We start from the raw sequence: 25601 nt of genomic DNA, 5'->3' as shown, positions 1-25601 counted from the left end.
AGCCGCAGGCGGTGCCGGCGCACTGCCGGTCTCAACCAGATTATCTGTAGAGTTGTTCACACGTTAAACGGACGCCCGGGGTGGTCCCCCGCCGCGGAGTAAATGCGAAGCATTAGCATTAGAGGTAATCTTGACAAATGACCACAAGCTCACGGCCCCCGACACCTGCCGGCCGGGTCAGCGAATGCTCCCTCCGCCTGGTGGATGCCGACAAAGTCGAACAGGTCCGCTCCCGGATGCCCGCGGAGGCCGAGGTCGCGGACCTTGCCGTCATCTTCGGCTTGCTCTCGGATCCGGGACGGGTCCGGATCCTCATCGCCCTGCTCGAAGGCGAAATGTGCGTCTGCGATCTGGCCGCCACCACGGGCCTGAGCGAATCCGGCGTCTCACATGCCCTGAGGCTGCTGCGCGGACCACGCGTGGTGACCGTCCGGCGCGCCGGCAGGATGGCCTATTACTCGCTGGCGGACGCCCACGTCCGCATGCTCCTGGACCTGGGCCTGACACATGTCGGGCACACCGGGCAGGACAGACTGAAAATGGTCGCCGGACGCTAACGCACCCGGCACGCCGGATCCGGGTGCCGTGATGGCGGAACCGGAAATCGACGGGCCCGTCTGGACCCCGACGCTGCCCCCTTCGCTGGCCGAATACTTGGCTCCCAACCTGCAGCCCATACCCCTGATACCGGCTCTGGCCGCTCTCGGCGCGCTGCTGTATCTCGCCGGTGCCATAAGTCTCTGGCGGCAGGGTCGGCGCTGGTCGCCGGTCCGCACCGCATCCTTCCTAACCGGCTCCCTGGCCATCATCGTGGTCATGGGCGCCGGGATCGAAGGCTACGGGCTGCGGATGTTCTCAATCTTCATGTTCCAGCAGTTGACGCTGATGATGGCCGTGCCGCCGCTGCTGGTAATCGGCTCCCCCGGGACGCTGCTGTTGCGGGCTACACCTCACTTCGGGCCGGGCCGGGTGGTCCTGCGCGCCGCCATTTGGGGTCTCCGCTCCCGCTGGGGCCGGCTGGCGATCCACCCGGCCTTCATGGTGCCGCTGTTTCTGCTCAGCTTCTACGGCGTGTACTTCTCCGGTACTGCGGATCTCCTCCTGCCCAGCTGGTACGGGCACGTCGGACTCGAGTTGCTGTTCCTGGCCGCCGGTATATTGTTCACGGTTCCGCTGATCTCAGCGGACCCGCTGCCGACGCGCCAAAGCCATTTCGGCCGGATGATCGATATGTTCGCCGAAATGCCCCTGCACGCGTTCTTCGGCGTCGTCCTCATGATGGCCACCGCGCCGATGATCGACTTCTTCTCCACACCTCCCCCGCAATGGAACGTCAACCCCATGACGGACCAGGGAGTCGCCGGCGGCCTGGCCTGGTCCTACGGGGAACTGCCCGGGGTCCTGATGCTCATGTTCATCCTGGTCCGCTGGCAGCGGGATGAGGCCAAAGGCTGGGTCCGCTCAGACCGGGCCGCCACGACGGAGGGCACTCCGGAGCTGGACGCGTATAACGACTACCTTCAGCAGCTGGCCCGCCGGCCGGAACGCCGCCGGTGATCCTCACCGCCCCTGCCCCGGTCTTGCCGGTTGCTCCGGACGAGATGAGTGGTCTATGGGCTTCCCGTGCGACTTATCCGGCCGCGTCCCCAGCCTGCCCGCAGGAATCCACGCGCCAGGGACGGGCAGGGCGCGGCGTTCTTCGTTCTTAGTCAGGACGCCGTGCCATCACCGGCTCTACGGGTGCGCCCGAGGGCCTGACGGATTCCTCCTCCGTTGCCGGTTCGCGGTAGGCGAGGAGGCGGAGGGCGTTGGCGACGACGAGCAGGGTGGATCCTTCGTGGATCAGGACGGCGAGGCCGATGCCGATGGTCCCGGTGATAGTTGCCGGGATCAGGACAGCAACGACCCCCAGGCTTGCCCAGAGGTTCTGGCGGATGATCCGGCTGGAGCGCCGGCTGAGGTTCACGGCGAAGGGGAGCCGCTCGAGGTCATCTCCCATGAGCGCGACGTCGGCGGTTTCCATGGCCACGTCCGAGCCGGCGGCGCCCATGGCGATCCCGACGGTGGCATTCGCCATCGCGGGTGCGTCGTTGACGCCGTCGCCGACCATGGCTACCTTATATTCCCTGGTGCGCAGCTCGATCACTGCCTTGACTTTGTCTTCAGGCATCAGGTCACCGCGGGCCTCGTCGAGTCCGAGTTGTCCGGCGACGGCGTCCGCTACGGTCTGGTTGTCTCCGGAGAGCATGATCATGTGACGGATGCCGGCCTGGCGCAGCCGGGAAACGACCTGTTGCGCGGAGGCGCGGGGGGTGTCCATGAGGCCGAGGACGCCGAGGTACCGGGTCCCCCGGCGGATGACCATGGTGGTCCGCCCGGATGCCTCGAGCCGGGCTGTCGATTCCGTGATTTCCGCAGGCAACGGTGCGCCGCCGATCTCGCTGAAGAGCCGTTGCTTGCCGATATGGATCTCTTCACCGTCGATCAGGGCGCTGACGCCGCGGCCGGTAATGCTGGCGACCGCACCGGCCTGGAGCAGCGGCGTCCCGTCGAGCCGGGCGCGCGCGGCCTGCACGATGGCGGCGGCCAGCGGGTGATCGCTCTGTGATTCGACGGCGAGGGCGACGCTGAGCAGTTCGGATTCCGTGACCCCGTCGACGGGTTCGACGTCGGTCATTTCCGGTTTGCCCTCGGTGAGGGTTCCGGTTTTGTCGAAGGCTATCGCGCGCAGGGTACCGAGGTTCTCCAGCGCGCCGCCGCCCTTGATGAGCAGGCCGCCGCGCGCGGCCCGGGCGAGCCCGCTCAGGACAGCACTCGGGGTCGAGATTGCCAGAGCGCAGGGACTGGCGGCGACGAGAACCGCCATGGCCCGGTACAGGGTGGCGGAGAACGGTTCGTCAATGACGAGGCCGGCGAACAGCAGCACGACGACCAAGGTCAGGACCGCGGGTACGAACACCCGCTGGAACCGGTCGGTGAAGCGCTGGGTGGGTGAGGTCTGGGCCTGGGCTTCGCTGACCATCCGCACGACCCGGGCGAGCGTGGAATCCTTGGACAGCCGGGTGACCTCGATTTCCAGAACGCCCGGCCCGTTGACGGTGCCGGCGTAGATCCGGCTTTCCGCGGGGATATCCTGGCCGCTGCGGGGCGTTCCCCGGCTGATCGGGGCCTTGTCCACCGGGATGCTCTCGCCGGTCACGGCGGCCTGATCGACGCTGCTGTGGCCGACGGTGACGAAACCGTCGGAGGGGATGCGGGTGTTCGGTTTGATGATGACCGTGTCGCCGAGCCGGAGTTGCCCGACCGGGATTTCCTGTTCAGTCCCGCCGCGCTTCGCGACCGCGGTGGCGGGGGCGAGGTCGGCCAGTGCCTGGATCGCTCGCCGTGCCCGGCCCATGGCATAGCTTTCCAGGGCGTGTCCTATGCTGAACAAGGCCAGCAGCAGGGCGCCCTCGGCCAGGTCCCCGAGCACGGCCGCGCCGGCGGCTGCGACCAGCATCAAAAAGTCGATTTCGAACCGTTTGGCCATCACCGTCTGGATGGCTTCCTTGAGCGTGTAGTAGCCGCCAAAGAAATACGCCGCGATGTACAGGGCCGTCGAGACGGCGTCCGGCACCGCAGGGCTCAGCCCGAGGAAGAAGCCCGTCGCGAGCGTCAGGGCGCACAGCACGGCGAAGATCAGTTCGCTGCGCTCCCCGAAGATCCCGCCGTGCTTATGGTCATGATCTTCATGCTTTTCATGCGCTTGGGCCTCCGGAACGGCAGCTGCGGCGCCGCCGGGCTCAGCGGCCTCAGGGCCTTCTGCGGCGCGGGGCCGGCTGGTGCGCGGTGGTGTCCCGAAGCGCTCCAGCAGGTCCACGATCGCCGGATCCGAGGTTTGGTCGGCGAAGTATTCGACCGCGACGGAACCTGTCGGAGAGACGTGGGCTTCGGCGATCCCGGCAGTGTTGCGCAGCCGCTGTTCCAGCAGCTGGGCCCGGGCGGGCCGTGACACGCCGTCCACGTCGAGGCTGAGGTGTCCGAAGTCGCTGTCGACCCGGGCACCCAGGGACAGGGCGAGTTCCCGGATGCGTTGCAGGCTGATGATGTCGGGTTCGAAATGCACGCACAGCTGCGCCGCGGCTTCCCCTTCTTTGACGTGGGCGCTGATGACGCCCTCACGGGCCTGCAGGCCGACGGTGAGGCGCCGGACGCAGGCATCCTTTTCGTCCAGCGCCTCGGGAAGCACTGTGTTCAGGTCAAGTTGTGTGTCGGTGGTCATGGGTGCCGTTCTTGGATTCGGGACACGAGGTCCGCTGCGGATGGAAAACCGGGGCGTGTCAGGTCTTACCCGAAGAGGTCCCCGAGGAATCCGCCGCGCTTGCGGCCATCGTGCCTGTCCCCGTGGCCGGAACCGCGGCCGTCGTGGCCACCGTGATGGCCCTCCCTGCGGTCAGAACCTTGCGGCTGGCCGAATTCCGGGCCGGGGGCCGGTGGTGCGTAGAAGGAGCTTTCGGCATCTATCAGGGACTCCAGTTCGCCGCGGTCCAGGAAAATGCCGCGGCACCCGGTGCATTGATCGATGACGATGCCGTTGCGTTCGTAGGGGCGCATTTCTGCCCCGCATTTGGGGCAGGTCAGAGCGGCGGGTAAAACGTTCATGAGGGCTCCTGATGGATAGGGTGCATGGCTGGTTCGGAACCGGCCGGGACGGCTGCGCTGGTGGCCGGAGAGTGGCCGACGTGAGTGATGGCCAAATCAAGAAGCATCCTGACGTGGCTGTCATCGAGCCGGTAGAAAACGTGTCGGCCCGCGCGGCGGCCCGCAACGACGCGCTGCGCCCGCATGAGCCGAAGTGCCTGGCTCACCGAGGATTCACTGAGCCCGCTCACCGAAGCCAGATCATGGACACAGACCTCACCTGCTTCAAGCAGAGCGGCCAGAATCCGGATACGGCCGGGGTCGGCCATCAGCCGGAACACCTCTGCGAGGCGCACCACGTCGGCCGCGGACGGCAAGGAATTACGGAGGGCATCGACACGCGCCACTTCGCCGGCCAACCGGGGCCCGGACACCCCGTGGGGGCTTCGAAGAGGCCGAACATGAGTGTTCATATGAACACATTATCATTTGTTCATATATTAGCCATAGGACAGGATCTATCAACGACCGGGTATGAGTGGGGCGTGGCGGACCGGACGGTAGAAGGCCGCATCCCCCGGGGATGCAGAAATGCCCGGATCCCAAGGCAGCCTAGAGGCCGGCCATGACATAGATGGTGAGGAAGCCGAGGAAAAACATGGCGCCCAGGAAGGCGGTTTCGGCGTGCTCGTGGGCCTCAGTCAGCAGTTCCTCGACTACCAGGTACAGGAGTGCGGCGGCACCGAAGGCAAGCACCAGAGCCAAGGTTTGGTTGCTGGCACCGCCGAGGGCAGCCGCTCCACCAACGGCTCCGACGCCCGTGAGCAGGCCCAGACTGCTGGTCGTGGCTACCGCCCGGGTCCGCGACAGGCCGTTCCGGGTCAGGTTGATCGTGACGGACAGGCCTATGAAGAGTATTTCGATGGTCAGAGCAATCGTCAGGATCAGGCCCTGTCGCGCACCGAGCGACGCCCCCAGGCCGACGAGGACGCCGTCCAGGAGCAGGTCGATTCCCACGGCCGCGAGCAAGCCCACCGGCAGCCCGGACCCGGGCGTTTCCTGCTTCTTCTCGAGCCGCCGGCCGAGCGCGCCAAGAGTCAGCATGACCGCCGTGCCAGCAACGAACCCGGCGATGGCCCAGGGCAGGCTTCCTTCGTTCCGCAGGTCCGGGAGCACCTCACCGGCCAGTGCTGCCATCACGACCCCCGCGGCGAAATGCTGGACAGCACTGGTGGTCTTCGGGCCCGGGGGACGCAGAACGGCGATGACCGAGCCGATGATGGCCGCCGCCACGGGGAAGGCCACAAAAACTGCAGCATCGGCAACAGCCGCTGATGTTCCCGTCATGATGTCATCTCCCGGAGCTTGTGCCCGGACGTGACCGAGGCGTGGGTTTGATGATGGAGCGGCCGACCCGAGAGGGCCTCCATCCGCGGTACGGCGCGCACGGTGGCATCACCACCAGCGAGACCAGTCCACCATGGCAGGGTACCTTCCCCTTTCGCCGGCAGGGGCCCATTCCGCGGTCTTTTGAACAATATCGGACAATCATGATTTGGCTCGCCCCTCAGAGGGGTCGTCCAGGCTTCGGCTGCTGCGGTGATTGGCGCTTTCAGGGTGCTTTCGAGGAAATGCCCAGAATTCGGGCGCTGACCTGACCCTGCTTGTCCAAAACGCGGGTCGCAGGGACAGCCCGCGGGAGGACGAACCAGGTCATCGACGGCAGGATGCCGCCAACATTGTCATCAAAGCTGAGGGAAGCCCACGGAGAAGGTCCGTTCGAAGGCCACTGCGGTCGGGCGTCGTCGCGGGCATTGACCCCGTAGAACTGAACGCCCTCGTCTTTGGAATCCTTATGGATGCGGACAGGTCCGGCGGCTCGGCACGGCCGGGACTGCAGGCTACATGCCGGACGTTCAGCACAACGACCTTGCCGGCCCGGGCCTCGGGGAGATTGCTTCCCGCTGAATAGCCGGCAGTCGAGGGAAATGTTGGCGCCCCGGGATTCCTGCGGGTATTCGCTGACGGAGCCGACTCCGGCGATGTACTTCTTGTTGTGACCCCGCCCGCGCCCGATCGGGAAGGTCATCCTGTGCTCCGCAGCCTGCCAGTGCGATTGCGGCTGCCCCGGCCCGGGGCCGGCCCTGCGGTGAGCAATTTGACCGGGTCAACTGATCGTATGAAGATATTCACAGTCCTTTAATTCTACCGGCCGTAGAACAACTCGCACTAGTCCGGGTACGCACGGGGCCAGATTGTCACAGAATTGTAACGGAAGGCCTTTGGTTGTAACGTTGATTCAGAATTTCCTGTACTAAAACTTCCGATACCGCTTCCCGGGCGGGCCGCCTGCCACGGGTCACGCATGAGCGTGCGCGATTCGCCGGGCCCGGGGCAGCTTTACTTGCCGCGGCCGTCGATCGCAGGCGACCCGAAAGGATCCCCGTGCCAGTTCCTTCCCGCCGCGGACGCCGCATGGCGACACCGAACGACCGCCGGCGCCACCGGGCCGCCCCGGCCTTGGCAGGAGGCCTCTTCACACGCGGCGCCGAAGCCAGGCCGGTTGGCCGCGGGTGGATCCCCGGCGCGTCAGCGTTGGCGGCAGCGGTGCTGCTCGCTACGGGCCTCCCTGCCGCCCACGCCCAGCTCGGACATGAAATATCCGGACCGGCAGCTGCGCAGGAGGCACCCGAGACAGCAGGCCCTGGCATCGAAGCATCCGCTGCGGCCACCCTCACCTTCCCCAGGACAGATGTCACCACCATCGCCGCGCCCGCCCCGCCCGCCCAAGTAGCGGCAGTTGTTTCCTCGGCCCCGGCTTCCAAGGGCCTGGGCGCTCCCCTGGCCGCCATGTCGGTCACCTCTCCCTTCGGGCTCCGCACCAGCCCCATCACAGGCGGACCCGGGGAATTGCACACCGGCCTGGACCTGCAGGCAGCATGCCGGACGGCCGTCTTCGCCGCCGGAGCGGGCACTGTCGTGGAGGCCGGCTGGTCCCCCAACGGCGGCGGCAACCGGATCGTAGTAGATCACGGCAACGGCATGAAAAGCACCTATAACCACCTCTCCTCCATCGAGACAACCATCGGGGCTGACGTGGCCCGGGGTCAGAGGCTCGCCGGAGCCGGAACGACAGGCAACTCCACCGGCTGCCACCTCCACTTCGAAGTCGTGCGCAACGGGCTCACCGTCGACCCCCGAGGCTGGATACAACCATGACCGACAATTGGTCCGAACCACGCGCCGGGACGCCGCGAAGACACCCGGCAGGAACATCGGAGCGTCTCCACCAACGCCTCTGGATCATCTTCGTGGCCGTCACACTCCTCACCGCCGCAGCCTTCTTCGCCATCGGCCGGCTGTCCGCCGGACCCAAGGCCGTGCCGGACACCGGTGCGGACGCCGGGTTTGCCCGCGACATGCAGGCACACCACGCCCAGGCGGTGGAGATGGCGCTGTTGATCCGGGACAAATCGGGCAACGAGGAAATCCGGGCAATCGCCTACGATATCGCCACCACGCAGCAGCACCAGAACGGCCAAATGTTTGCCTGGCTCCAGGACTGGGGTCTGTCCCCGTCAGGACCGACGCCGCCGATGGCGTGGATGCGGGCAGGAGGCGGCACCCATCAGGGTGCCACGCACACCGGGCAGGGTACCGCCGAAGGAACCATGGAAGGGATGGCCACGCCCGACCAGATGCAGGCACTGCGCAACGCGGCCGGGCCCGAAGCCGACCGGCTCTTCACGGACCTGATGATCCGCCACCATCAGGGCGGGGTCGCCATGGCCAGAGCCGCCGTTGGACTTGCCGAGACCAGCCGGGTCAGGGACTTCGCCGCCCGGATCCTGGAAGCCCAGACCGCGGAAATCACTGCCCTTCAAGAGCTGCGCGTCAGACTCTAACCATTGATTCCGAAGAAAGCGAGAAAGCCCCATGGCTGCACCGAGGAAGACGTCCGAGGAACGCACCGCGATTCTCAAAGCGCTGCAGGCAAAGCAGCGCGCTGCCAGAAGACGCCGGGCCTGGCTGATCTACGGCACCGGCGCGGTGCTCGTCGGCTCAATCATCGCGGCAGTGACCTTCGTGGTCGTCGGCGAGGTCCGGCAGCGCGAAGAGACCAAGGCAGCGGCTTCCCGCCCGGTGGAAGGCGAGCAGGACTACCCCGACCAGTCCAGGAACCACACCCGCGAACCCGTCAACTACCCGCGGACACCGGCCACGGGCGGGGACCACGCACCGGTGTGGACGAACTGCGGCATCTATACGGCCCCTGTTAAGCAGACCCAGGCGGTGCACTCCCTCGAGCACGGAGCCGTGTGGCTCTCCTACCGGCCGGATCTGGCAAAAGACCAGATCGCAGAGCTAACCGACCTCGCCGGCACGCAGGACTACCTCTTGCTCAGCCCGGTCACCGATCAGGCCTCCCCGGTGACCGCCACTGCATGGGGAAAACAGCTCTCCACAGACAACGCGGCAGACGAGCGCCTGGCGGCCTTCATCACGAAGTACCGGCAAGGCCCCCAAACCCCTGAGCCCGGCGCAGTTTGCACCGGCGGCGTCCAGGGCTGACCCGAAACGCTCCACCCAGCTAACTGCGCCGTCGGGGCAAGCAGCCGCGACCAGAGCCATCGAAGGGCAGCGACCGCGCCGAGCGCCTACGACGGCGTAGTCAACCATGGCGGACGAGATGGATACCCGGAACCTTATCGCGTCGTTGGCATGCTTATCGGCGCTGCAGCGCCAATCCATCGTCCTTGCCGATTCCGGATCTTTGACCCATCGGTGATTGCGTCAACTTGGTTGACCGGGCTTCAATTGCCGTATTTAAATGCTCAGGTGTTGCGACGATGGTTCGAATGCACCCTTATCATCGCAATCGGTGGCGATCGTTTCTGCCGTCCGGCGTATCCAGGCGAGGCTCGGGAGGGCGCCCGTCAGTGTGGGTTTCAACGGCGCCGACCGTGTCGGAGTTTCCGGGGGTCGTTTCGGACCGTGGCCGGGATCTCAGGACCAGGAAGAGACCGAGGCCGGCAAGAAAGAGCAGAGCGGAAACCCAGGTGTTCACGCGCAGCCCCATGATCGTGTTGGCATAGTCAGAGCGCATCAGCTCGAAGGCAAAGCGGCCGGCTGTGTAGAAGACGATGTAGAGGGCGAACACCGATCCGGCGCCGAGCTTGTACCTGCGATCCAGGAGCATCAGCAGCGACGCGGCGGCCACGCACCACAAGGACTCGTAGAGAAACGTCGGCTGGAAGTATCCAAGGACCTCCGGGGTGCCATCGGCAGCGGTCACCGCCCGGCCGGTGGCCGGGTTCATGGCGTGGATCTGAAGTTTCCACGGCAGAGCCGTCGGCTCCCCGTAAAGCTCATTATTGAACCAGTTACCCCAGCGGCCCAGTCCCTGTGCCAGGAGCAGCCCCGGGGCGGCGGCGTCCGCGAATGTTGCCAAGCGGACGCCGGTCCGTCGTGCCCCAATGGCGGCGCCGACAAGGCCGAGGGCGACGGCGCCCCAGATTCCGAGCCCGCCTTCCCAGATTCGGAAAGCCCCCCAAGGGTCCTTGCCCGGGCCGAAATACAGCTGGTTATCTGTAATGACGTGATAGACCCTGCCGCCGATGATGCCGAACGGAACGGCCCACACGATGATGTCCAGGGCCTGCGCAGTTGTACCGCCCCGGGCCCGGAGACGGCGGGCACTCAGCCAGGTCCCCAGAACGATGCCTCCCAGGATGCAGAGCGCGTAGAAGCGTATGGTCAGCGGCCCGAGTTCGAAAGCGCTGACCGTCGGCGACGGTATGAAGAAATCCGGCAGTACTGAAGCTCGCAAAGAACCCGTCCCTTAGATAGGAGAAGAGGGCCATGATGCCCTTCTAGATGGTATGCGCTACGACATTGGATGAATGGTCGCCAGGCATGGATCCGTCAGTCCACCGCGAGTACCCCCGCCAGCCTGTCCGCGTCCCGCCTCGGTCCTCACGCTTCGCGTCGGGGACCTTTCATAACGTGGGAACTCGCCCTCCAGCCGGCGGCTCCTGGAAAACATCAGCGAAAGCCACTAAGTTTATAGGTGCACACGTAGGCACTTGTTGATATATCCCCGATGATCCAAGGAGTCCCTTTGTTTGAAGTTCTGGCCGTTCCGGCCTACCGGAAGCTCTTTTCGGCCCAGGTTGTGGCACTGCTGGGCACGGGTCTGTTGACGGTGGCGCTGGGCCTGCTGGCCTTTGATCTTGCCGGCGGTCAGGCCGGTGCCGTTCTGGGGACGGCGCTGACGATCAAGATGCTCGCGTATGTGTTCGTTGCCCCGCTGATGGCGGCGCTGGTGGAGCGGTTGCCGAAAAAGGCGGTACTGGTTGGGGCGGACCTGATTCGCGCCGGTATCGCGCTGATGCTGCCGATGGTGGATCAGGCGTGGCAGATCTATGTCCTGGTCTTCTTGCTGCAGAGCGCCTCGGCTACGTTCACCCCGGCGTTCCAGTCGCTGATCCCGGTGATCCTTCCTGATGAACGCCAGTACACCCGGGCCCTTTCCCTCTCGCGCCTGGCCTATGATCTGGAGTCGCTGGTCAGCCCTGCGCTGGCCGCTGCGCTGCTGACGGTCTTGTCCTTCCATGAGCTGTTCCTCGGGACCGTGGCCGGGTTCCTGTTCTCCGCAGCGCTCGTGGTCACGACCAGGCTTCCTGCGGCGCCGCAGGTGCCGCAGGAAGGGACGTTGTGGCACCGGACCACCCTGGGCGCGCGGATCTTTGCCCGCAGCCCTGAGCTGCGGGCCCTGATGGCCCTGAATCTTGCCGTCGCGGCCGCCACCGCCCTGGTGCTGGTGAACACCGTCGTCTACGCCCGGGACATGTTCGGCGGTTCCAACGCCGACGTCGCGGTCGCCCTGGCCTGTTTCGGTGCCGGGTCGATGCTCGTAGCATTGACCGCGCCCAGGATCCTGGACCGGGTGCCGGACCGGGTCGTCATGCGCGCCGGCGCCGTGTTGCTTTCCGCCGGCTTGGCCGGGGCGTTCGCCCTTTTGGCCGTGCCGGGGACCTGGCCGGTGCTGCTGGGCCTGTGGGTGGTCCTCGGTGCCGGGACCTCGATGATCAACACCCCCTCGGCGCGCCTGTTGCGCCGTGCGGCAACAGACAGCACCCGGTCCTACATCTTCACTGCCCAGTTCTCCCTCTCCCACGCCTGCTTCATCATCACTTACCCTGTCGCCGGCTGGATCGGCGCCGCCGCCGGCCAGCCGGCGGCCGCCGCCGTGCTGGCTATCGTGGCTACAATCAGTACACTTGCGGCGTTCCGATTCTGGCCCGCAGGATCCAGGACCGTCCCCGTGCCGGAGTCCATGAAGGGCTGAGCCGGTGGAAAACTTACAACCCATTCGGGCCGCCAGCCTCCATCACCCCGACGCGCCGGATTCGCGCCGGCTGGACGCGGCCACGGCCACGTTCCGGATGCTCTCGGACCCCACCCGGCTGCACCTGCTCTGGCTCCTGGCCCAGGAACCCTCCGACGTCGGCACCCTGGTCGAGCAGACCGGAGCCTCACGGACCTCGGTCAGCCAACACCTGGCCAAGCTACGCTTCAGCAGCCTCGTCACCACCCAGAAACAAAGCCGCAGGGTCATCTACCGCCTCACCGACGGGCACCTGACCCGGCTCGTCATGGAAGGCCTGAACCACGCCGACCACAAAGTCACCGGCGAACCCGCTCATGACTGACCCCCTGCCCGCGGGCCAAGCCTGCTACTACGCCAACCAGGCTCCTTTACGCCGATCACGGCGTCTAAGGAACTCCCGGAACGATTTCTGGATCATGGCAGGCCAGACCGAGCCGGCGAATTGAGCGCACCCTATGGGCCAGCGGACAGCCGGACATCGGGGAACCAGCCAGCTGGTGCCATCTTTGGTTCCAGATGGTCGGGGTCGCGGTGTTCTTGCATGTCGCAGTTGTAGAACGGCCCTTGCGGGTTCAGCAGGACGCCCATGTGGTGGTCTGCGTGATCGCGCCACCAGACGCTCATGCCGGTGGCCGGGTCGAGGCGCAGGTGTTCCCAGGAGCGCCAGAGGGCCGCGACGCGGGAGACGGCTTCGGGGTGGAAGTACCACTCGATGCACCACTTCGCGGTCTTTCCGGTGACGCTGCGGACGTAGGTGGGCAGCAGCTGCTCGTGAAGGAACTCCTCGGCTGTGCCGTAGACGAGCTCCGGTGCCTTCTCCGGCTTGCCATCTTCACCCGCACCGGGGTTGGGGACGGGCGTGTCCGTGTCGAACAATCCGAAATCATCTGCCATGGCTGATTGCTTCCTTACCCGGTGACCCAGGGATTAGCGACCGGAGCGGAGGGCACCAGGACGGCCTCCGGTTCCTCCGGGCGGGGGCTGTACTTCCTGATGGACGCTTCCACGGCGTCCTTGTGCCGGCCGGTGTACCAGGGCATGGTCCGGACCAGCGTGGCCGGGGCACCGGACGCGAGGACCACGGCGCGGCCGCGGTCCAGTTCCGCGAGGTTGGAGACGTCGAAGATGCGTTCCTTGCCCTCCTGCCGGGAGCGGCTGGAGCCGGATTTGCCGGACGAGACAGAGACGTTGGTGTAGCTGTAGTCCCCGATCAGGTCCGAGAGTGCCCGGAGGAAACCTTCTTCGGCCACGCCGCCGCCGTAGACCTTGACGTTCGCGGCGGACCAGATTTTCCGCATGTTCGCCTCGCCCCAGAGCTCGACGCCCTGGGACCAGGACTGCAGGATGCCCATGACGATCAGGCCCTTGGAGCCGTAGTGGCTGAACTGATCCGGGAGGCCGGCCCAGCGGACGACGTTGGCCAGCTCATCGAGGGCGAACAGTGCCGGTTTGGGCAGGCGGCCGCCGCTGCGTTCGGCCCGTTCCTCCATCGCTTCAGCAATCGCCACCGTCAACGCTGTAGTGAGCGGGGACGCTGAGCCGGCGCCTTCCTTGGAGAGGATGTAGATCGTCTCCTGGGAGGCGGCGAAAGCGTGCGGGTTGAACTGCCGGCGGGTATCCGTGGCCACCGTCGCGCCGCCCATTGGGGCGACCCAGCGCAGCGTGTTCCTGGACTTGAGGCACTGGATCATCTTCTCGGCGGTGCCGAAGATCCCGTCGCGCTGTTTGTCGGCCAGTTCCAGGGTGGACTCCAGGCCCTTGTACTGCAGCTCGTAGTCATGCTCTTTCAGAATGTTGATCGGTTGCCGGTTCACCTGCTCGGTCACCCAGAGGTAGACCTGCGTGATGGGGAGTTCACCGAGCGCGGCCGCGAGGAAGTACGAGGAGAGAATGTCTTCGGCCTTGGGGTCGAAGTAGGCATCCGGTTTGGATCCCGGGACCCGGGAGCCAACGGAGAAGTGCTGGGTGAGTTTGTAGGCCTTCTCTTCGTCGGTGACGTAGGAGAGCGGGTTCCACCACCATTGCGGTTCTTCCTGGGCGATCTTCTGCGGATCGAAGACCCATACCGGGGCCGTGAGCTCGCGGACGCCACGGGTGCCGTCCACGACGTCACGCTTGTTCGAGGTCGACACCACAGCACCGGGTGCGTCCAGGATGGCGGGCATGACCCGTGAGGTGGACTTACCGGTTCGGGGGCCCCAGATATCGAGGCTGAGGTCTTCCCAGGACTGAATAAACGTCTGGCCGGTGGAGACGACCTTGCCGACGACGATGCCCGGAGTGTCCTTCACTCCCAGGCGCTCCGCCGTCGCCCTCGCGCCTTTCTCGGAGAACGCAGCCAGGGATTTGCCGCGGCCCAGGTAGCGGGCGGCCTTGTCGACGCGGGCACGCATGGAGGCACCCTTCCTCCAGGCCACGAGCACGACGATGGCCAGGACCAGAAGAACGCCGGCTATGAGGGCGGCAGCGATGGTGGACTGGACGGGCCAGGGCACTCGGCCCTTGATGAGCCCGGCGATCAGGTCGATGGGATGTTTGGACGGCGCGTCGATGCCGGCCATCCAGGATCCCAGGTGGGCGGCCGCGTAGGTCCCGCCGCCGAAGACGACGATGAAGCCGATGGCGAACCAGACCAGCAGGGCATCCCCCAGGCCCATTCCTTTACGGTTCGGTGCACTCACAGGGCGCCTCCTTCCAGGGGCAGGTCAGGGGTCATTGGCTCGAGGAGGGTTTCCGGGGTTTCACGCCATTTGCCCTCCGTGTCGTTGACTCCGTCCGGGCCCTGTTCAAGGGATGTCAGGCCCACCAGGACGGGGATGCCGGGCCGGCCGCCGACCTTGATCAGGAACTTTCCGCGGCCGGGAGGTTCGACGTCGAGCCCGCGGGAGTCCCAGGCGGGCGGGTCCTGCCAGGAGATGAGCTTCTGCTGTTCCTGCCGGGAGAGTGGAATGGCTGAGGTCAGCAATGGCATTTCCGAGGCAGGGAGGCCGCCGCAGATCACCATGCCGGAGCGTTCCACGAAGCCGCGGGCTTTCATCCGGTCCTCTTCCGCCGGCAGTGCCAGCAGGTCGGACATGGTGTGGGAAATCATGATCTGCCCGACGCCGACGGAGCGGTTGAGCCGGGTCAGGGCGTCCACCCGGTCCACCATGCCTTTACCCGCGCGCAGCGCCCGCCACAGCTCATCCAGGACGACGAAGTAGTTCCGGCGCGGTTCCAGACCGGCGTCCGCGAGGGCGTTGGCGACGTTGACGGTGCCGAATCCGTAGGACCAGCACGCCAGCAGAATGGCCGCCTGCAGGTCTGTTTCGGTCTCGTCAATGCTGGAGACATCGAAGACCACGGCCCGGTCGCGCATCATGGGGTTCGTGGTGTGCCGGGAGAAGATTTCTCCGAGCTTCCCGCCTCCGGTCAGGCCCAGCAAAGTGGCTTCCAATGCGCGGGTTTCCTGCAGGTAGACGTTCATGTCGCCGCGGTCCAGTGCAACCTGGCGCAGCTCATCGGGTGCGGAGATGATCACGTCCAACAGGTCTTTGAGGACGGGAACGCCGTCGAACCGGTCATCGAGGACCCGTAAGGCGCGGTCCAGGATGGTCTGTTCCTGATCGGTGGGCGGGTTGTTCCGGCTGATAGTGATCAGGGAGACAACCATGGTCAGGCGCCGGCCGTGCGCGTCGGCGCGGACCCGGGCGGCGTCCTCGTGGTGGCCGCTGTCTTCGAGCAGCTGCGCCGCTTCGACGGCCTGGCCGGGATCGAGGATGTTCAGGTAGCCCACTCCCCGGCCGAGCCTGATGACCTGCCCGCCAAGAGCCTGGACGGCCTTGACGTGCTCGCCTTTCAAGTCCCCGAGGATCAGGGGGTGGACGCCCTGCGCGGAGAGTCCAATGAACATCCGGCGGACCACGGTGGACTTTCCCAGCCCCGGCTTGCCCAGGATGAACGCGGACGGGTTGGAAATCAGGCGTGCGCGCTGGAACCAGCTGATCGGGTCGCAGCAGACCGTGGCCTGGGTTTCCTCATGGCGGCCGAGCGGGACACCGATCATGGGCGAGGACGCCCCGGAGGAAAAGGGCCACAGCCCGCAGACCTGGACCGTGGTTCCCCGGTATTCCTTCACGGACGGCACGAGCTGGGCCATGCCGCCGCCGCGTCCGGTCCAGCCCCGGGCCGACGGCCCGGGCTGACGCTGTTCCTTCTCAGCCTTCTTCTTCGGCGCGGCCTTGACCGGTGCTGCAGCTTTCCTGGCAGGGCGGGTGAAGAGTTTCATGCGGGCCATTACAGGGCATCCTTGATTTCGGAGGGCAGGAGGCTGTGCTTGGGAAGGACCAGCCCGAGGGGCAGAGACGCGGCGAACGCGGTGTCCTGGGCGCCGTAGGCGCGGCGCAGCAGCACCCGGGCGGTAACGGAGGTCTGTTCCACGGCGGCCACGGCATCGGCGAGGCGTTCCTTATCGGTCACGGTGGCCGTGACGATCATGCCGAAGTTCACCAGCCCGGCGCCCTGAGCCTCTTCCTGCGCGGTCTGCACAGCGGAGCGGGCATCGACCAGCGCCCGGGCGGAGGGCCGGGTACCGGAGGTGATGCGGACGTTGGCGTTGTTCTGGTCCCGCTCCACCACGGCCGCGGCACGGGCCGAATCCATCGGACGGTAGAGCAGTGAAACGCGCTTGCGGTCAATGTCCCCGTGCGGGGCCAGCAGCCGGGACAGAACCGAGGAGTTCACCGACCCGCGCGGGGCACCGGTCATGGTCCAGGAGACGGAGAACGCGCTGTCGTGCCGGTAGTCATCCCAGCTCGCCTGCGTCGCGGAGGGTCCGACTTCGCCCCAGGTCAAGGAGACCGGGGAGCCGGCGGAGTGCGCTTCGTCGATGATCAGGGCGGCGGGCGGATCGTAGGCGATCCGGACGACTTCGCAGAGTTCCTGCGCGGACATCGGACGGGCGATCCCGGCGCCGGTGGACTGCAGCCGGGCCGACAGCCCGGGGATCCGGGACGCGAGGTCACGGGCCACGTCCTCCGGTGTGCGCTTCTTTGAGCCTGCCCGCAGCGAGGCGTTGAAAGACAGGGACACCCAGGCCCGGACCGTGGCCGACCCTTCCGGATACGTGTTCACCACCTCGTGGAGCACGTTTTTGGCAAACTCCGGGGCATTCGGGTCAATGTTCATCGTGACCTCGTTGCGGAGCCGGTAGCCCGAATCCGGTGCGGTCTCCACCGTCACGGCTGCGGCGTCCAGTCCTGCTTCATCCCCGAGGCCGGCGATCCAGCCGCCCCAGTTCGCGACCCACGCATCAACCTGTTCCGGGTCCACCAGGGACGCACCGTCCGGTTCGGTGGAGAAGATCACGGTGTAGTGGCTGGTGGAAGGCACATGCAGGAGGGCGAACGGGCGCTTGTAGGAGTCGGTGAATTCGTACAGGGTGGACTTCGCCGCGAGGCCCGGGAGCTGGTACATGCCCCAGGCCGTGACCCCGAGGGGGCCGGAACGGTAAAGATTCGTTCCGGAGGACTTGGAGAGACGGAAGCTCATCCGTGTCCCGAACCGGTCAACAACGGACTGGCCGTGCTTGTCCTTGACCGTCAACAGCAGGGCGGCCGCCCCGGCGACGGCCAGGACCCCCAGGCCCGGGAACAGGCCAAGAAAAGCGAAGCTGATAATGCCCAGCAACAACCCGGCCATGACAATACCGGTGCCGATCGCGCCGAGGTTGCCCAGCCCGGCCGAGCGCGGGACGCGCCAGTTGCCGTAGGACGGTTCCTTGTATTCGGTATTAATTGCTGCCACTGGGGCCCTCCGCTGTTTCTGATTGGCCGGTTGAATCCTGCGCGGTCTGTTGTGCGGCCTGAGAAACCCTGGACGCTGCTTGTGCTCCTACGGCGACGGCCATGCCGGCCGGGCCTGCAGCTGACGCTGCACCCGAGGCGGCGCCTGCGCTGCCTGCGGCTGCTCCTGCCCCGGCTCCGGTGGGGCCTGCTGCGCCGGCTGTGGCGGCGCTGGCGCCCCCGGCCGGACCCGTCGCCCCGGGCGTCGGCTGGCCGCCATTTCCCCGGGGGCCGGTGGTTCCGGTGCTGCCCTTCGGAGATGCGCCTGACTGGTTGGTTTGTGTGCTGGCCGGCGTCGGGGCTGCGTTGCCTTTACCGCTTCCGCTGCGGCCCATGGAGACGGCGCCTGTGGCCATGGCCCCCACAGCAGCCCCTGCTCCTGCTCCCCCGCCGGAGGCGACGGCACCAACCATCGGGGTGACGAACCGCATCAGCGCCGGCAAAGCGAACAGGGCGACGATCATCAACGTGAAACCCGTGATGGACGTGATCAACGAATTCTTCCCGCTGTTGTTACCCATGAGCAGGAATGCGACCGAATAGACGATGGCGGCGGCAGGTTTGTAGAGGATGAACGCGATAGTCCAGCCAACTGCTTTCTGGAACCACTGCCGCCCCATCTCGGTGTTGGTGAAGGCCGCGGTGGTGGGTAGGATGCCCGCCAGGATCACCAGCATGCCGCTGCGCACCACCATCAGCACGACCTGGACGAGGGAGGCAATCAGACCAATCAGCCCCAGAACGATCAGGATAAACACCCCGACGCCGGTCTGGTTGGTCATGACCAGGATGTTCATCGCCTCTGCGAATCCCTTCCCGTCTGTCGAACGCTCGATGACGGCGACAGCGAAGGCGTCGGCCGCGATCACCAGAATTGAGATGACACCCAGGCCAAGGCCCGACACCAGAGTGAGCGTGAGCAGCGAACGGAGCAGGTCCTTGAGCGGCGCCCCGCGTTGTTCCCAGATCATCCGGATGCCTCCGAGGATGACGGCGAGTACCGCCAGCGCCAGCGTCCAGGGCATCAATTCGCTGTTGACCGCAGAAACAACGGGACTTGGCGCGGTCCCGTCCTGGCTGGCCAGGTTCACGGTGGGCATGGACACCCAGAAGGTAGACAGTGTCGTCACCATCTGGCTCATGCCCTCCATGATGGCTTTTGCAAGATTGTTGATGGCGTCGTCGGCCAGTCCTGAAACCCAGTTCCCGACTGCACATCCAGGATCAAACTGCCCGCAGGCTTTCTCTGCCATGTCAGGTCCCCGACCAGGCGATGAAGCCGTTCAAGTCTCGGAGTTGGGACATTTCGTTGATCAATTGGCCGGAGTCGGCAATTGCCAGTTTCCAGTCCCCGTCGGCCCAGTGCAGGGGAAGGACCGCGTGGCCGAACAAGCCCTTGTCGGTCTGGAAGGCGAGGTCAACGTTGGCCGCGGATGGTGAGTAGCTCTTGATTATGAAGCCGCGGAATTGAACGCTTGAGTTCGATGGCGACGTATCCGCCGCTTCCGCCATTGCGATGTCCCTTCCCGGCCCGGGCATCAAGAGCTGGTCTGTTGTCTTCCGGTTAAGGGCGGGGTCCCCGGCGGAGCCCATCGCCAAAATGTTCGCCGCTGCGTAGAGCGCTCCGGTGGGCGAATGTGCGAAGCACGAGCGAAATCCGTCCGCGTCAGTCGTCCCGGGGCCAAAGGTTTTGGGATCGGTGGGGGCGGCCATTTTGCCGACAAGCTCCCACCTGGAGTTTGGTGCTGTTCCGAGGGCTGTTTCGGTGCTTGAAGGCAGTCCGCAGACGCTCTTGCCGGCATCTGCCGTGGCGCTGGGGCTGGCTGTGCCCGGTGTGACGGACGCTGTCGTTCCCGGTGCCGGCTGGGCGGTGTCCTGTCCTTTGGGGAGCAGGAAGATGACGACGGCTGCTGCAATCAGCGCGACCACCAGCGCGGCAGCGATGAGGAAACCGGGCTTGGTGAACGGATTGCTTTCGGTGGTGCTCTCTGTTGACTGGCTCATGGTGAACCTCCCGTTGCTGGTGCTGGTTTAGACGAAGGCGCGGACGATGCCGGAGGCACCGGTGATGATGATGCAGCCCATCAGGACCCAGCCGAGCTTGCCGATGGCCTGAGCGCCCTCGCCGCGCTGGAGCTGGATGACCATGCCGATGCCGACGATGATCACGCCCAGGACACCGAGGACCAGGCCGATGCCGGAGGCCCAGTTCAGGATCGTGAGCAGCCCGCCGGCCTGTGCCGGGACAACGGGGGTGGGGTTGGGGATGACGCTTGCTGCTAGTACGGAGAAGGAGTTCATGGTGAGACCTTTCAGTTCGTGGGGCTGGGGGTTGTGTCGGTAGCCAAGGCGGCTAAGTCATTGATGAAGCGTTGGTATTCGCGGGCCGGCGGTGCGGTGGCGGAATCTCCGTGCCGCCAGGCCTCGACCCAGGGCAAGGTCCAGGACCGGGGGGCTCCCCCGCCGACGATGGCGGCGAAGTCCCGCAAGGGTTTGGGCGTCTTCCCCGGGGCGTCCGCCAGGACGGCCAGGCCGAGCAGATCAACCTCGGGCGCCGCGCCTGATGCCCACTGGGTCAGGGCGCTCTGTGCCGCTGTCAGGCCCCGGATGTCTGCGCGGCAGACCAGCAGCACCCGCGGTTTGGCACCGTCCTGGAGGACAGGCCAGCAGTGACCGGTGACCCGTGCCCCTCCGATCAGGTCAGCGATGCGGCTTTCACCGGATCCCCCGTGGACGCCGGTGACCCACAGCGCGGCCGAACCCGCGACGGTGCGGTGGCCAAGCCGGTCTGCGGCGTCCGGTTCGACCATTCCCTTCAGAGGTTCACTGATCACGGCCGCCGGCGGCTCGTGAGCTTCCGGTGCTGCGGTGTCCGCGCCGTCGGCCGGAGCGGGGTGGGTGATCCAGGGGTTCAGGGACTGTTGCATGGTTGCCTCCTTTCAGAGTCCGTGGTGGGTGGTTTAGAAGCCGGCAGTGACGGCGGCCGCGGCCGCGAGCCATGCCCGCTGGGTGGCGGGCTGGAGGGCTTCGTAGCGGATGGGGCCGTTGACCAGGGCCGGATCGTAAGGAATCCGGACGACGGCCCGGACGAACGGGGCGAAGCCGTCAGCGATTCGCTGGGCCTCGTCCTTGGCCCGCTTCAGCGCCTCGCCGCTCATGCTGCGCTTGGCGTCGGTGGACTCCGAGACGATGACAACGGCGTTGCGGGCAAGCTCCGCGTCGTGGCCGCCGCGGGATTCCAGGGTCTGCAGCGTCAGTCTGGCGGCTTCTGCGCGGTCCTCAATGGCTGTCACCGGGACGACGAGCTGGTTGGTGTGGTCGATCATCCGCCGCCAGTTCGCGGCCCGGGCCGTGTTGCCCGAATCCATGACCACGAGCCGGTAGTAGCGGGTGAGCACCTGGTGGGCGATGTCGACTTCCTCGGCGGTGACTTCGTGGTCGCCTTCTTCGTTTTCATCCGAGCGGAGGACGTCGAACTTGTCGGCGGTTTGGTGGTGGACGAACTTGGCGATTTCGGCCGCGTTCGTGGACGGGGAGAGCAGTTCGGTGGAGGCATCGATCAGGTCCAGGACGCTGCGGTCGTGGGAGCCCTTTTCCGTCCGCCACCCGAGGGTGCCCTGGGATTCGTTGTTGTCCCATGCGACCGTGGCCGCGCCGCTGTAACGGGCAAGGATGGCCGAGAGCATGACCACGGTGGGGGTCTTATTCGCCCCGCCCTTGCGGTTCACCACCGCAATCGTTTGGGGGCCGGGCCAGTGCTGGCTGACCGTGCGGATGTCCTCGCGTTCGGTGAGTTCTTCCTCGGAGGGGTCCATCCGGAGTCCCAGGCGTGTGAGTGTTCCGCGCCAGCCCTGGGTGGCAGGTTCGAGGACCGGTGCGCTGACCAGGAACGAAGTTTCCTTCAGGCTGCGCCGCGTGGGCGCAGCTTCCTCAACAAGGGCAGCTGTCAGAGGCTCAGTGTTGGCCGGAGCAGGGGCGGGCGGCCACGGCTGGGCGTCCACCGATGCGGCAGGGGCGGGAGCGGGCGCCGACTCTGCCGGAGCGGCCGCGGGCTCGTGCGCGGGTGCGGGCTCCTGCGCGGGGGCGGGGACGGTATCAATGACGGCGGGCACTACGGTGGCGGGCGTGGTTGTGGGGGCTTCTGCGCGGCGGCGGGCCGGGGTGGGCTCGTAGGAGACGGATTCGATCTTGTTGTCCGGGTGGACGATGAGTTCGCCGTGTCCTTCGGGGTCCTCGATGCGGACCCGGACGGGGCGCTGGAGGGTCTGCGCTTCACCCACGATGAGGGCCAGGGCGTTGTTGCGCATTTCCTGCATGGAGTCTCCGGCAGGGACGACGCGGGAGTTGCCCGCGACGACGACTTCGGCGGTGCCGTTTTTTCGGACGATGGCCCGGATGTTGGGAAAGGCCATAACTTCGGGTGGTGTAGTACCCATGAGCTTCTTCCTTACGTGTGTGGGATGGAGGTGCGGCGGTTAGGAGGCGGGCGGGGTGAGCCGGTTGACCTTCCACGGGGCGTCCTTGCCAGTGCGGAGCAGCTGCACCGTGTAGGTCCCGGCGTTGGTGGGAACCGCTGCCATGACGCCGAAGCCGTTGGCTTCATCGACGCTGAGGGTGGCGGTCCCGGTGACGCGGGATACGGGGACGTTGGCCGGGTCCACTGCCGAGTAGTCAGCGGTCGCCTGCGGGGTCAGCCACCGGGCCAGGTCATTGGCCCACTGCTTGTCGTCCACCGTGGGACGGGCGAAGTCCGTCATAGCGTTCTCTGCGACATCCATGGCCTCGTCCTTGCTGGCCTGATCCCAGGTAATGCCGATGGTGGCGGGGATCGTGCCGCCCGGTGCCTGGGGGCCGCTGTTGGCGCTCAGGGAGACCGGCGGGGACGACGTGGGGCTGGCACTGGCGGACGTTGGCGCTGTCGTGGTGTTGCCTGCCGGTGCGCACGAAACGCACAGCAGCGCCACACCAACCAAGGTCATGGACTTTTTCACTTTTTCTCCTCTTGGGTGGGCAGGTACAGGAAAGCTGAGGGGACAGTGTTGGCCACCGTCCGGGTGTAGTAGGTGTGGTCCGCCGGGGCCGGGTTGCCGTTGTACCCCTCTTCGACGTAGGTCCCGTCGTTCTTGACTTCTTTGACCACGCCGACGTGGCCGAAGCTCGGGTCCGCTCCCCCGGCGCCGGGTGCGTACCAGACAACGGCGCCGACCCGGGGTGTGCTGCCGGAGTCCCAGCCCTTGGCATCCCAGCCGGCCTTCCAGGTCAGGGCCGAGCCGAGGCCCTGCCCGTCCGGGCGGAACGTGCCGTTGAGGAACTTGAACGGTGCGCTGGTGGAGCCCATCTGCTGGTTCACCCGCCACAGCGCGAAATCCACGCACTCGCGGTAGTACATGCCCAGCGGCGAAGTGCTGGCCGAGTTTGCCCCGACGTCCAGCCAGGTCGGGGAGGTCCGCCACGGGTAGTCATCCCCCGCGCCGGACTGTCCGGGGACGGCGCAGCCGTTGCCCTGCAGGGAAAACTTCGAGTTCGAGAGCGCCTGGACGAGTTTGACGGCCTCGGGCCAGTACCTCTGGTAGTGGTACGGGTCGGCGTTGCGCTGGACCTTGTTACCGGCAATCGTCGGTTCCAACAGCTCCCAGCCCGGGACGCCTTTCAGGGCCTTGATGAAATTGGTGGCGCTCGTGGCGGGGTCCATGCGGTCCGCGTAGGAGCCCCACGCGCCGTTGTCGCGCTGCTGGAACAACCCACGCGAGTCCGGGCCGGCACCGTCGCCGGTATCCAGCACGCGTAACCCCGACTCCCCCAGGGCCACCATCACACTGATCATCTGCCCGTTGACCGACAAGTCCTGCGCCTTCCCGGCACCCATGATCGCTGCGGCGTTCTGCAGCTGTTCCTGGGTGTAGCCCTCGACCTTGGTGGTGTCGTCGATGACGACGGAAACCGCCGGCCCGCAGTCGGCCGCCGCAGGTTTGGAGGGGGCCAGCAACAGCAGCATGGAGAAGGCCAGACCGGTCAGCACCACGGGTACCGCGACGGCGGCTCCGGCGCTGAGCATCTTGGACGGCTTCACGCTTCCCCCTGCGCTTGTGTGCTGGTACTGCCTTGCGGTCATGGATCGTAGGCGGACCCCGGCTAAACTCGATCCCAGAAGCTACGATGGATGAATACAAGGTTTGAATTATCTGAGCTTGTTTAATTATTGGTTCAACTCTAACAGGTATTGATCACCCGCGCTTGTCTCATGCCCTTTGTCTAAGGAGTGTCCGTGCCTGTCTCAGCCGCCGAATTTCGGGAGTGGTTGGAAGGGCGATCCCTCAGCCCCTCCCCGACTGCGTTGAGTGCGTTGACCGGTATAAATCGGGGCACTCTAAACAACCAGCTCAGGCGCGGAAACGTTGCAGAGTCCACGGTGATTGCCATCGCCAGGGCCACCGGAATGAACGTCATCGACGCGCTCAGCGTCTTCAGTCCGTACCAGGTCATCGAGACCCGGCCCATAGAACCGTCCTCCGCCGAGATCTTGAGCCAGGTCCATCACGCGGACCTCATGGCAGAGCTTCAGTTCCGCACGTCCAAGAAGCACTATCCCCGTGAGCTGCGCAAAGGAATCGACCTCATCCCCTTCCCGCATGACGGCTCAGTCCGGACTTGGATCGACTCCATCGACCCGGGGGACATCCGTCAGAAAATGTCCCAGGAAACGGGTATGGCGCTTACCTACATCGCCACCCAGCTCACCGAAAACAAGCTGAACCCGTCTTTGGCGATTGCAGCCTCACGAGCCGGTGGAGGTTCGTTCGCCACCGGACTTGTGGTGACGGAATTGATCACGCCGCCCGAAGGCGGCTGGCAGATCAGGGCTCGCGAGGATGAGCTGCTGGAAGTTTCCGACGATGTTTTGGTCGAGGCCATTTCTGCCCGGATTCATCTACTGCAGCGGCGGGTGAAGCAGCGGAAGGAAGCCCGCGAATACGCGGAGAAAATGACGGAACTCCTGGGATGAACCCGCTCACCGTCGTCCCGGTAAGTTTGATGCTTATTCTTCTGGGCAGCCTGACCTTCAAACGCATCAACACTCCCGTGCTGGGACACCAGCATGCACTGCAGGGGAAAGCCAGCAGCATCGCCCTGTCGGGCATCTTCCTGACTCTCGCCTATCTCCTGCTCCTGCCCCCGGTCTACATGGGCGTGGAAGCACTCGTGCCGCTCACCAACGGCACCGATCTGATCTCCAAATACTTCGCCCTCGTCGCCGTCGCGTTCCTGGGCGGGCACCTCAGCACTGCCTACGCCTCGCCGTTCGCCCGCCGGTGGACTGTCGGGGCGCCGGGAGCGGCCATGCTCGGTATCGTCGCCACCGGCCTGCTGGGCACCCTCCTGGCGACCAAAGCCCCAAACCCGTCACCGCAGCTGCTGGACTACGCTGCTCAGCCGAGCGTGCGCCTGAATACATGGCTCGTGCTGGCCTACGTCGCCTACATCGTCTTCCCCCTCATCAAGCCCGCCTTCAAGGACTCCCGTAAGAATCCACTGAGAGTCGGCCGGATCGCGTCCGGACTGATCGCTGCCGGCTTTGCGCTGTCACTGATACGCGCCTTCGCCTATCCGGTCGAACTGAGCGCGACCGGCAACGCCACCTACCTCTTCATGATCGTTTCCTACATCTCCACGGCCTTCGTAGTGATCGGCCTGGCACTCTTCGCCTACGCCCGGAAAAGCCGCGCCGCGCAGACTGAGCTCGGCTCAGCCCTCTCCATCGACTAGAA

Annotated in this window: 25 protein-coding genes; 9 read left to right on the top strand and 16 right to left on the bottom strand. The window is 65.9% G+C overall.

The annotated features are described in order from the left end of the window. Positions 1-137 precede the first annotated feature (137 nt). Positions 138-557 (top strand): ArsR/SmtB family transcription factor, encoded by a 420-nt coding sequence (locus tag ACFVY3_RS16770; RefSeq protein WP_400160603.1) that lies wholly within the window; start codon positions 138-140, stop codon positions 555-557. A gap of 31 nt (positions 558-588) precedes the next feature. Next, positions 589-1557, top strand: a complete 969-nt coding sequence (locus ACFVY3_RS16765) for a cytochrome c oxidase assembly protein (protein WP_400160602.1) — start codon at positions 589-591, stop codon at positions 1555-1557. Positions 1558-1705: 148 nt separating this feature from the next. Here ACFVY3_RS16765 and ACFVY3_RS16760 read toward each other — a convergent pair whose 3' ends face one another. From ACFVY3_RS16760 to ACFVY3_RS16745, 4 genes are all read right to left on the bottom strand, one after another. Next, a complete protein-coding gene (locus ACFVY3_RS16760) occupies positions 1706-4261 on the bottom strand; it encodes a heavy metal translocating P-type ATPase (RefSeq protein WP_400160601.1) in 2556 nt (851 codons plus the stop codon). 65 nt (positions 4262-4326) lie between these two features. Then, positions 4327-4641 (bottom strand): zf-TFIIB domain-containing protein, encoded by a 315-nt coding sequence (locus tag ACFVY3_RS16755; protein WP_400160600.1) that lies wholly within the window; start codon positions 4639-4641, stop codon positions 4327-4329. Further along, on the bottom strand, positions 4638-5027 hold the full coding sequence (locus ACFVY3_RS16750; RefSeq protein WP_400160599.1) for an ArsR/SmtB family transcription factor: 390 nt from the start codon (positions 5025-5027) through the stop codon (positions 4638-4640). The genes ACFVY3_RS16755 and ACFVY3_RS16750 overlap by 4 nt, the downstream gene beginning before the upstream one ends. A gap of 205 nt (positions 5028-5232) precedes the next feature. After that, positions 5233-5967 carry a ZIP family metal transporter gene (locus ACFVY3_RS16745; RefSeq protein WP_400160598.1) on the bottom strand — a complete coding sequence of 245 codons (735 nt, stop codon included), beginning with the start codon at positions 5965-5967 and terminating at the stop codon, positions 5233-5235. 1260 nt (positions 5968-7227) lie between these two features. Between ACFVY3_RS16745 and ACFVY3_RS16740 the strand changes: the two genes are divergently transcribed. Genes ACFVY3_RS16740 through ACFVY3_RS16730 form a run of 3 tightly spaced genes read left to right on the top strand, consistent with a single transcriptional unit; the run spans position 7228 to position 9192 of the window. Further along, positions 7228-7839 carry a M23 family metallopeptidase gene (locus tag ACFVY3_RS16740; RefSeq protein ID WP_400160597.1) on the top strand — a complete coding sequence of 204 codons (612 nt, stop codon included), beginning with the start codon at positions 7228-7230 and terminating at the stop codon, positions 7837-7839. Continuing rightward, entirely contained in the window at positions 7836-8525 is a 690-nt protein-coding gene (locus ACFVY3_RS16735) for a DUF305 domain-containing protein (RefSeq protein WP_400160596.1), read from the top strand. Before ACFVY3_RS16740 ends, ACFVY3_RS16735 begins: the two co-directional genes overlap by 4 nt. 31 nt (positions 8526-8556) lie before the next feature. Then, positions 8557-9192, top strand: a complete 636-nt coding sequence (locus tag ACFVY3_RS16730) for a DUF3105 domain-containing protein (RefSeq protein ID WP_253033726.1) — start codon at positions 8557-8559, stop codon at positions 9190-9192. Between the two features lie 298 nt (positions 9193-9490). Here ACFVY3_RS16730 and lgt read toward each other — a convergent pair whose 3' ends face one another. Next, positions 9491-10450: a prolipoprotein diacylglyceryl transferase gene (lgt, locus tag ACFVY3_RS16725; protein ID WP_400160595.1), complete on the bottom strand. Its 960-nt coding sequence runs from the start codon at positions 10448-10450 to the stop codon at positions 9491-9493. A gap of 291 nt (positions 10451-10741) precedes the next feature. Here lgt and ACFVY3_RS16720 point away from each other — a divergent pair, with 291 nt between their 5' ends. Both ACFVY3_RS16720 and ACFVY3_RS16715 read left to right on the top strand, forming a co-directional pair. After that, the gene (locus ACFVY3_RS16720; RefSeq protein WP_400160594.1) at positions 10742-11971 is read left to right on the top strand and encodes an MFS transporter; all 1230 of its coding nucleotides are present in this window, start codon (positions 10742-10744) and stop codon (positions 11969-11971) included. A gap of 4 nt (positions 11972-11975) precedes the next feature. Further along, entirely contained in the window at positions 11976-12335 is a 360-nt protein-coding gene (locus tag ACFVY3_RS16715; protein ID WP_400160593.1) for an ArsR/SmtB family transcription factor, read from the top strand. Between the two features lie 131 nt (positions 12336-12466). Here ACFVY3_RS16715 and ACFVY3_RS16710 read toward each other — a convergent pair whose 3' ends face one another. From ACFVY3_RS16710 to ACFVY3_RS16660, 11 genes are read right to left on the bottom strand one after another with little or no spacing between them, the layout of a single operon-like run. Next, positions 12467-12907: a DUF4913 domain-containing protein gene (locus tag ACFVY3_RS16710; RefSeq protein ID WP_400160592.1), complete on the bottom strand. Its 441-nt coding sequence runs from the start codon at positions 12905-12907 to the stop codon at positions 12467-12469. A 14-nt stretch (positions 12908-12921) separates the two neighbouring features. Further along, positions 12922-14694, bottom strand: coding sequence for a type IV secretory system conjugative DNA transfer family protein (locus tag ACFVY3_RS16705; protein WP_400160591.1), 1773 nt, complete (start codon positions 14692-14694; stop codon positions 12922-12924). Continuing rightward, the gene (locus ACFVY3_RS16700) at positions 14691-16289 is read right to left on the bottom strand and encodes an ATP/GTP-binding protein (protein WP_400160590.1); all 1599 of its coding nucleotides are present in this window, start codon (positions 16287-16289) and stop codon (positions 14691-14693) included. Before ACFVY3_RS16700 ends, ACFVY3_RS16705 begins: the two co-directional genes overlap by 4 nt. Further along, the gene (locus ACFVY3_RS16695; protein ID WP_400160589.1) at positions 16289-17797 is read right to left on the bottom strand and encodes an SCO6880 family protein; all 1509 of its coding nucleotides are present in this window, start codon (positions 17795-17797) and stop codon (positions 16289-16291) included. Before ACFVY3_RS16695 ends, ACFVY3_RS16700 begins: the two co-directional genes overlap by 1 nt. Continuing rightward, positions 17784-19088 (bottom strand): hypothetical protein, encoded by a 1305-nt coding sequence (locus ACFVY3_RS16690; protein ID WP_400160588.1) that lies wholly within the window; start codon positions 19086-19088, stop codon positions 17784-17786. The genes ACFVY3_RS16695 and ACFVY3_RS16690 overlap by 14 nt, the downstream gene beginning before the upstream one ends. Before the next feature lies 1 nt (position 19089). Continuing rightward, a complete protein-coding gene (locus ACFVY3_RS16685) occupies positions 19090-19839 on the bottom strand; it encodes a hypothetical protein (RefSeq protein WP_400160587.1) in 750 nt (249 codons plus the stop codon). Positions 19840-19866: 27 nt separating this feature from the next. Continuing rightward, positions 19867-20136, bottom strand: a complete 270-nt coding sequence (locus ACFVY3_RS16680) for a hypothetical protein (protein ID WP_011689813.1) — start codon at positions 20134-20136, stop codon at positions 19867-19869. Positions 20137-20147: 11 nt separating this feature from the next. Further along, entirely contained in the window at positions 20148-20762 is a 615-nt protein-coding gene (locus tag ACFVY3_RS16675) for a DUF6668 family protein (RefSeq protein WP_400160586.1), read from the bottom strand. Positions 20763-20795: 33 nt separating this feature from the next. Beyond that, positions 20796-22271 carry a chromosome partitioning protein ParA gene (locus ACFVY3_RS16670; protein WP_400160585.1) on the bottom strand — a complete coding sequence of 492 codons (1476 nt, stop codon included), beginning with the start codon at positions 22269-22271 and terminating at the stop codon, positions 20796-20798. 39 nt (positions 22272-22310) lie between these two features. Then, positions 22311-22814, bottom strand: a complete 504-nt coding sequence (locus ACFVY3_RS16665) for a hypothetical protein (protein WP_400160584.1) — start codon at positions 22812-22814, stop codon at positions 22311-22313. A gap of 8 nt (positions 22815-22822) precedes the next feature. Beyond that, the gene (locus ACFVY3_RS16660) at positions 22823-23890 is read right to left on the bottom strand and encodes a CHAP domain-containing protein (protein ID WP_400160610.1); all 1068 of its coding nucleotides are present in this window, start codon (positions 23888-23890) and stop codon (positions 22823-22825) included. Between the two features lie 354 nt (positions 23891-24244). Here ACFVY3_RS16660 and ACFVY3_RS16655 point away from each other — a divergent pair, with 354 nt between their 5' ends. Both ACFVY3_RS16655 and ACFVY3_RS16650 read left to right on the top strand, forming a co-directional pair. After that, entirely contained in the window at positions 24245-24838 is a 594-nt protein-coding gene (locus ACFVY3_RS16655; protein ID WP_400160583.1) for a hypothetical protein, read from the top strand. Positions 24839-24867: 29 nt separating this feature from the next. Beyond that, entirely contained in the window at positions 24868-25599 is a 732-nt protein-coding gene (locus tag ACFVY3_RS16650; RefSeq protein WP_400160582.1) for a hypothetical protein, read from the top strand. Positions 25600-25601 lie beyond the last annotated feature (2 nt).

Origin of the sequence: Arthrobacter sp. BPSS-3 (assembly GCF_044628475.1) — a bacterium.
Classification (GTDB): Bacteria; Actinomycetota; Actinomycetes; order Actinomycetales; family Micrococcaceae; genus Arthrobacter.
This window is presented reverse-complemented; position numbering and strand designations above follow the sequence as displayed.

What these genes read in the sequence shown, in the direction of transcription:
- ACFVY3_RS16770 (WP_400160603.1), top strand. Translation starts at nt 138, where the DNA reads ATGACCACAAGCTCACGGCCCCCGACACCTGCCGGCCGGGTCAGCGAA.
- ACFVY3_RS16765 (WP_400160602.1), top strand. Translation starts at nt 589, where the DNA reads ATGGCGGAACCGGAAATCGACGGGCCCGTCTGGACCCCGACGCTGCCC.
- ACFVY3_RS16760 (WP_400160601.1), bottom strand. Translation starts at nt 4,261, where the DNA reads ATGACCACCGACACACAACTTGACCTGAACACAGTGCTTCCCGAGGCG.
- ACFVY3_RS16755 (WP_400160600.1), bottom strand. Translation starts at nt 4,641, where the DNA reads ATGAACGTTTTACCCGCCGCTCTGACCTGCCCCAAATGCGGGGCAGAA.
- ACFVY3_RS16745 (WP_400160598.1), bottom strand. Translation starts at nt 5,967, where the DNA reads ATGACGGGAACATCAGCGGCTGTTGCCGATGCTGCAGTTTTTGTGGCC.
- ACFVY3_RS16735 (WP_400160596.1), top strand. Translation starts at nt 7,836, where the DNA reads ATGACCGACAATTGGTCCGAACCACGCGCCGGGACGCCGCGAAGACAC.
- ACFVY3_RS16730 (WP_253033726.1), top strand. Translation starts at nt 8,557, where the DNA reads ATGGCTGCACCGAGGAAGACGTCCGAGGAACGCACCGCGATTCTCAAA.
- ACFVY3_RS16710 (WP_400160592.1), bottom strand. Translation starts at nt 12,907, where the DNA reads ATGGCAGATGATTTCGGATTGTTCGACACGGACACGCCCGTCCCCAAC.
- ACFVY3_RS16700 (WP_400160590.1), bottom strand. Translation starts at nt 16,289, where the DNA reads ATGGCCCGCATGAAACTCTTCACCCGCCCTGCCAGGAAAGCTGCAGCA.
- ACFVY3_RS16690 (WP_400160588.1), bottom strand. Translation starts at nt 19,088, where the DNA reads ATGGCAGAGAAAGCCTGCGGGCAGTTTGATCCTGGATGTGCAGTCGGG.
- ACFVY3_RS16685 (WP_400160587.1), bottom strand. Translation starts at nt 19,839, where the DNA reads ATGAGCCAGTCAACAGAGAGCACCACCGAAAGCAATCCGTTCACCAAG.
- ACFVY3_RS16680 (WP_011689813.1), bottom strand. Translation starts at nt 20,136, where the DNA reads ATGAACTCCTTCTCCGTACTAGCAGCAAGCGTCATCCCCAACCCCACC.
- ACFVY3_RS16675 (WP_400160586.1), bottom strand. Translation starts at nt 20,762, where the DNA reads ATGCAACAGTCCCTGAACCCCTGGATCACCCACCCCGCTCCGGCCGAC.
- ACFVY3_RS16670 (WP_400160585.1), bottom strand. Translation starts at nt 22,271, where the DNA reads ATGGGTACTACACCACCCGAAGTTATGGCCTTTCCCAACATCCGGGCC.
- ACFVY3_RS16665 (WP_400160584.1), bottom strand. Translation starts at nt 22,814, where the DNA reads ATGACCTTGGTTGGTGTGGCGCTGCTGTGCGTTTCGTGCGCACCGGCA.
- ACFVY3_RS16660 (WP_400160610.1), bottom strand. Translation starts at nt 23,890, where the DNA reads ATGCTCAGCGCCGGAGCCGCCGTCGCGGTACCCGTGGTGCTGACCGGT.
- ACFVY3_RS16650 (WP_400160582.1), top strand. Translation starts at nt 24,868, where the DNA reads ATGCTTATTCTTCTGGGCAGCCTGACCTTCAAACGCATCAACACTCCC.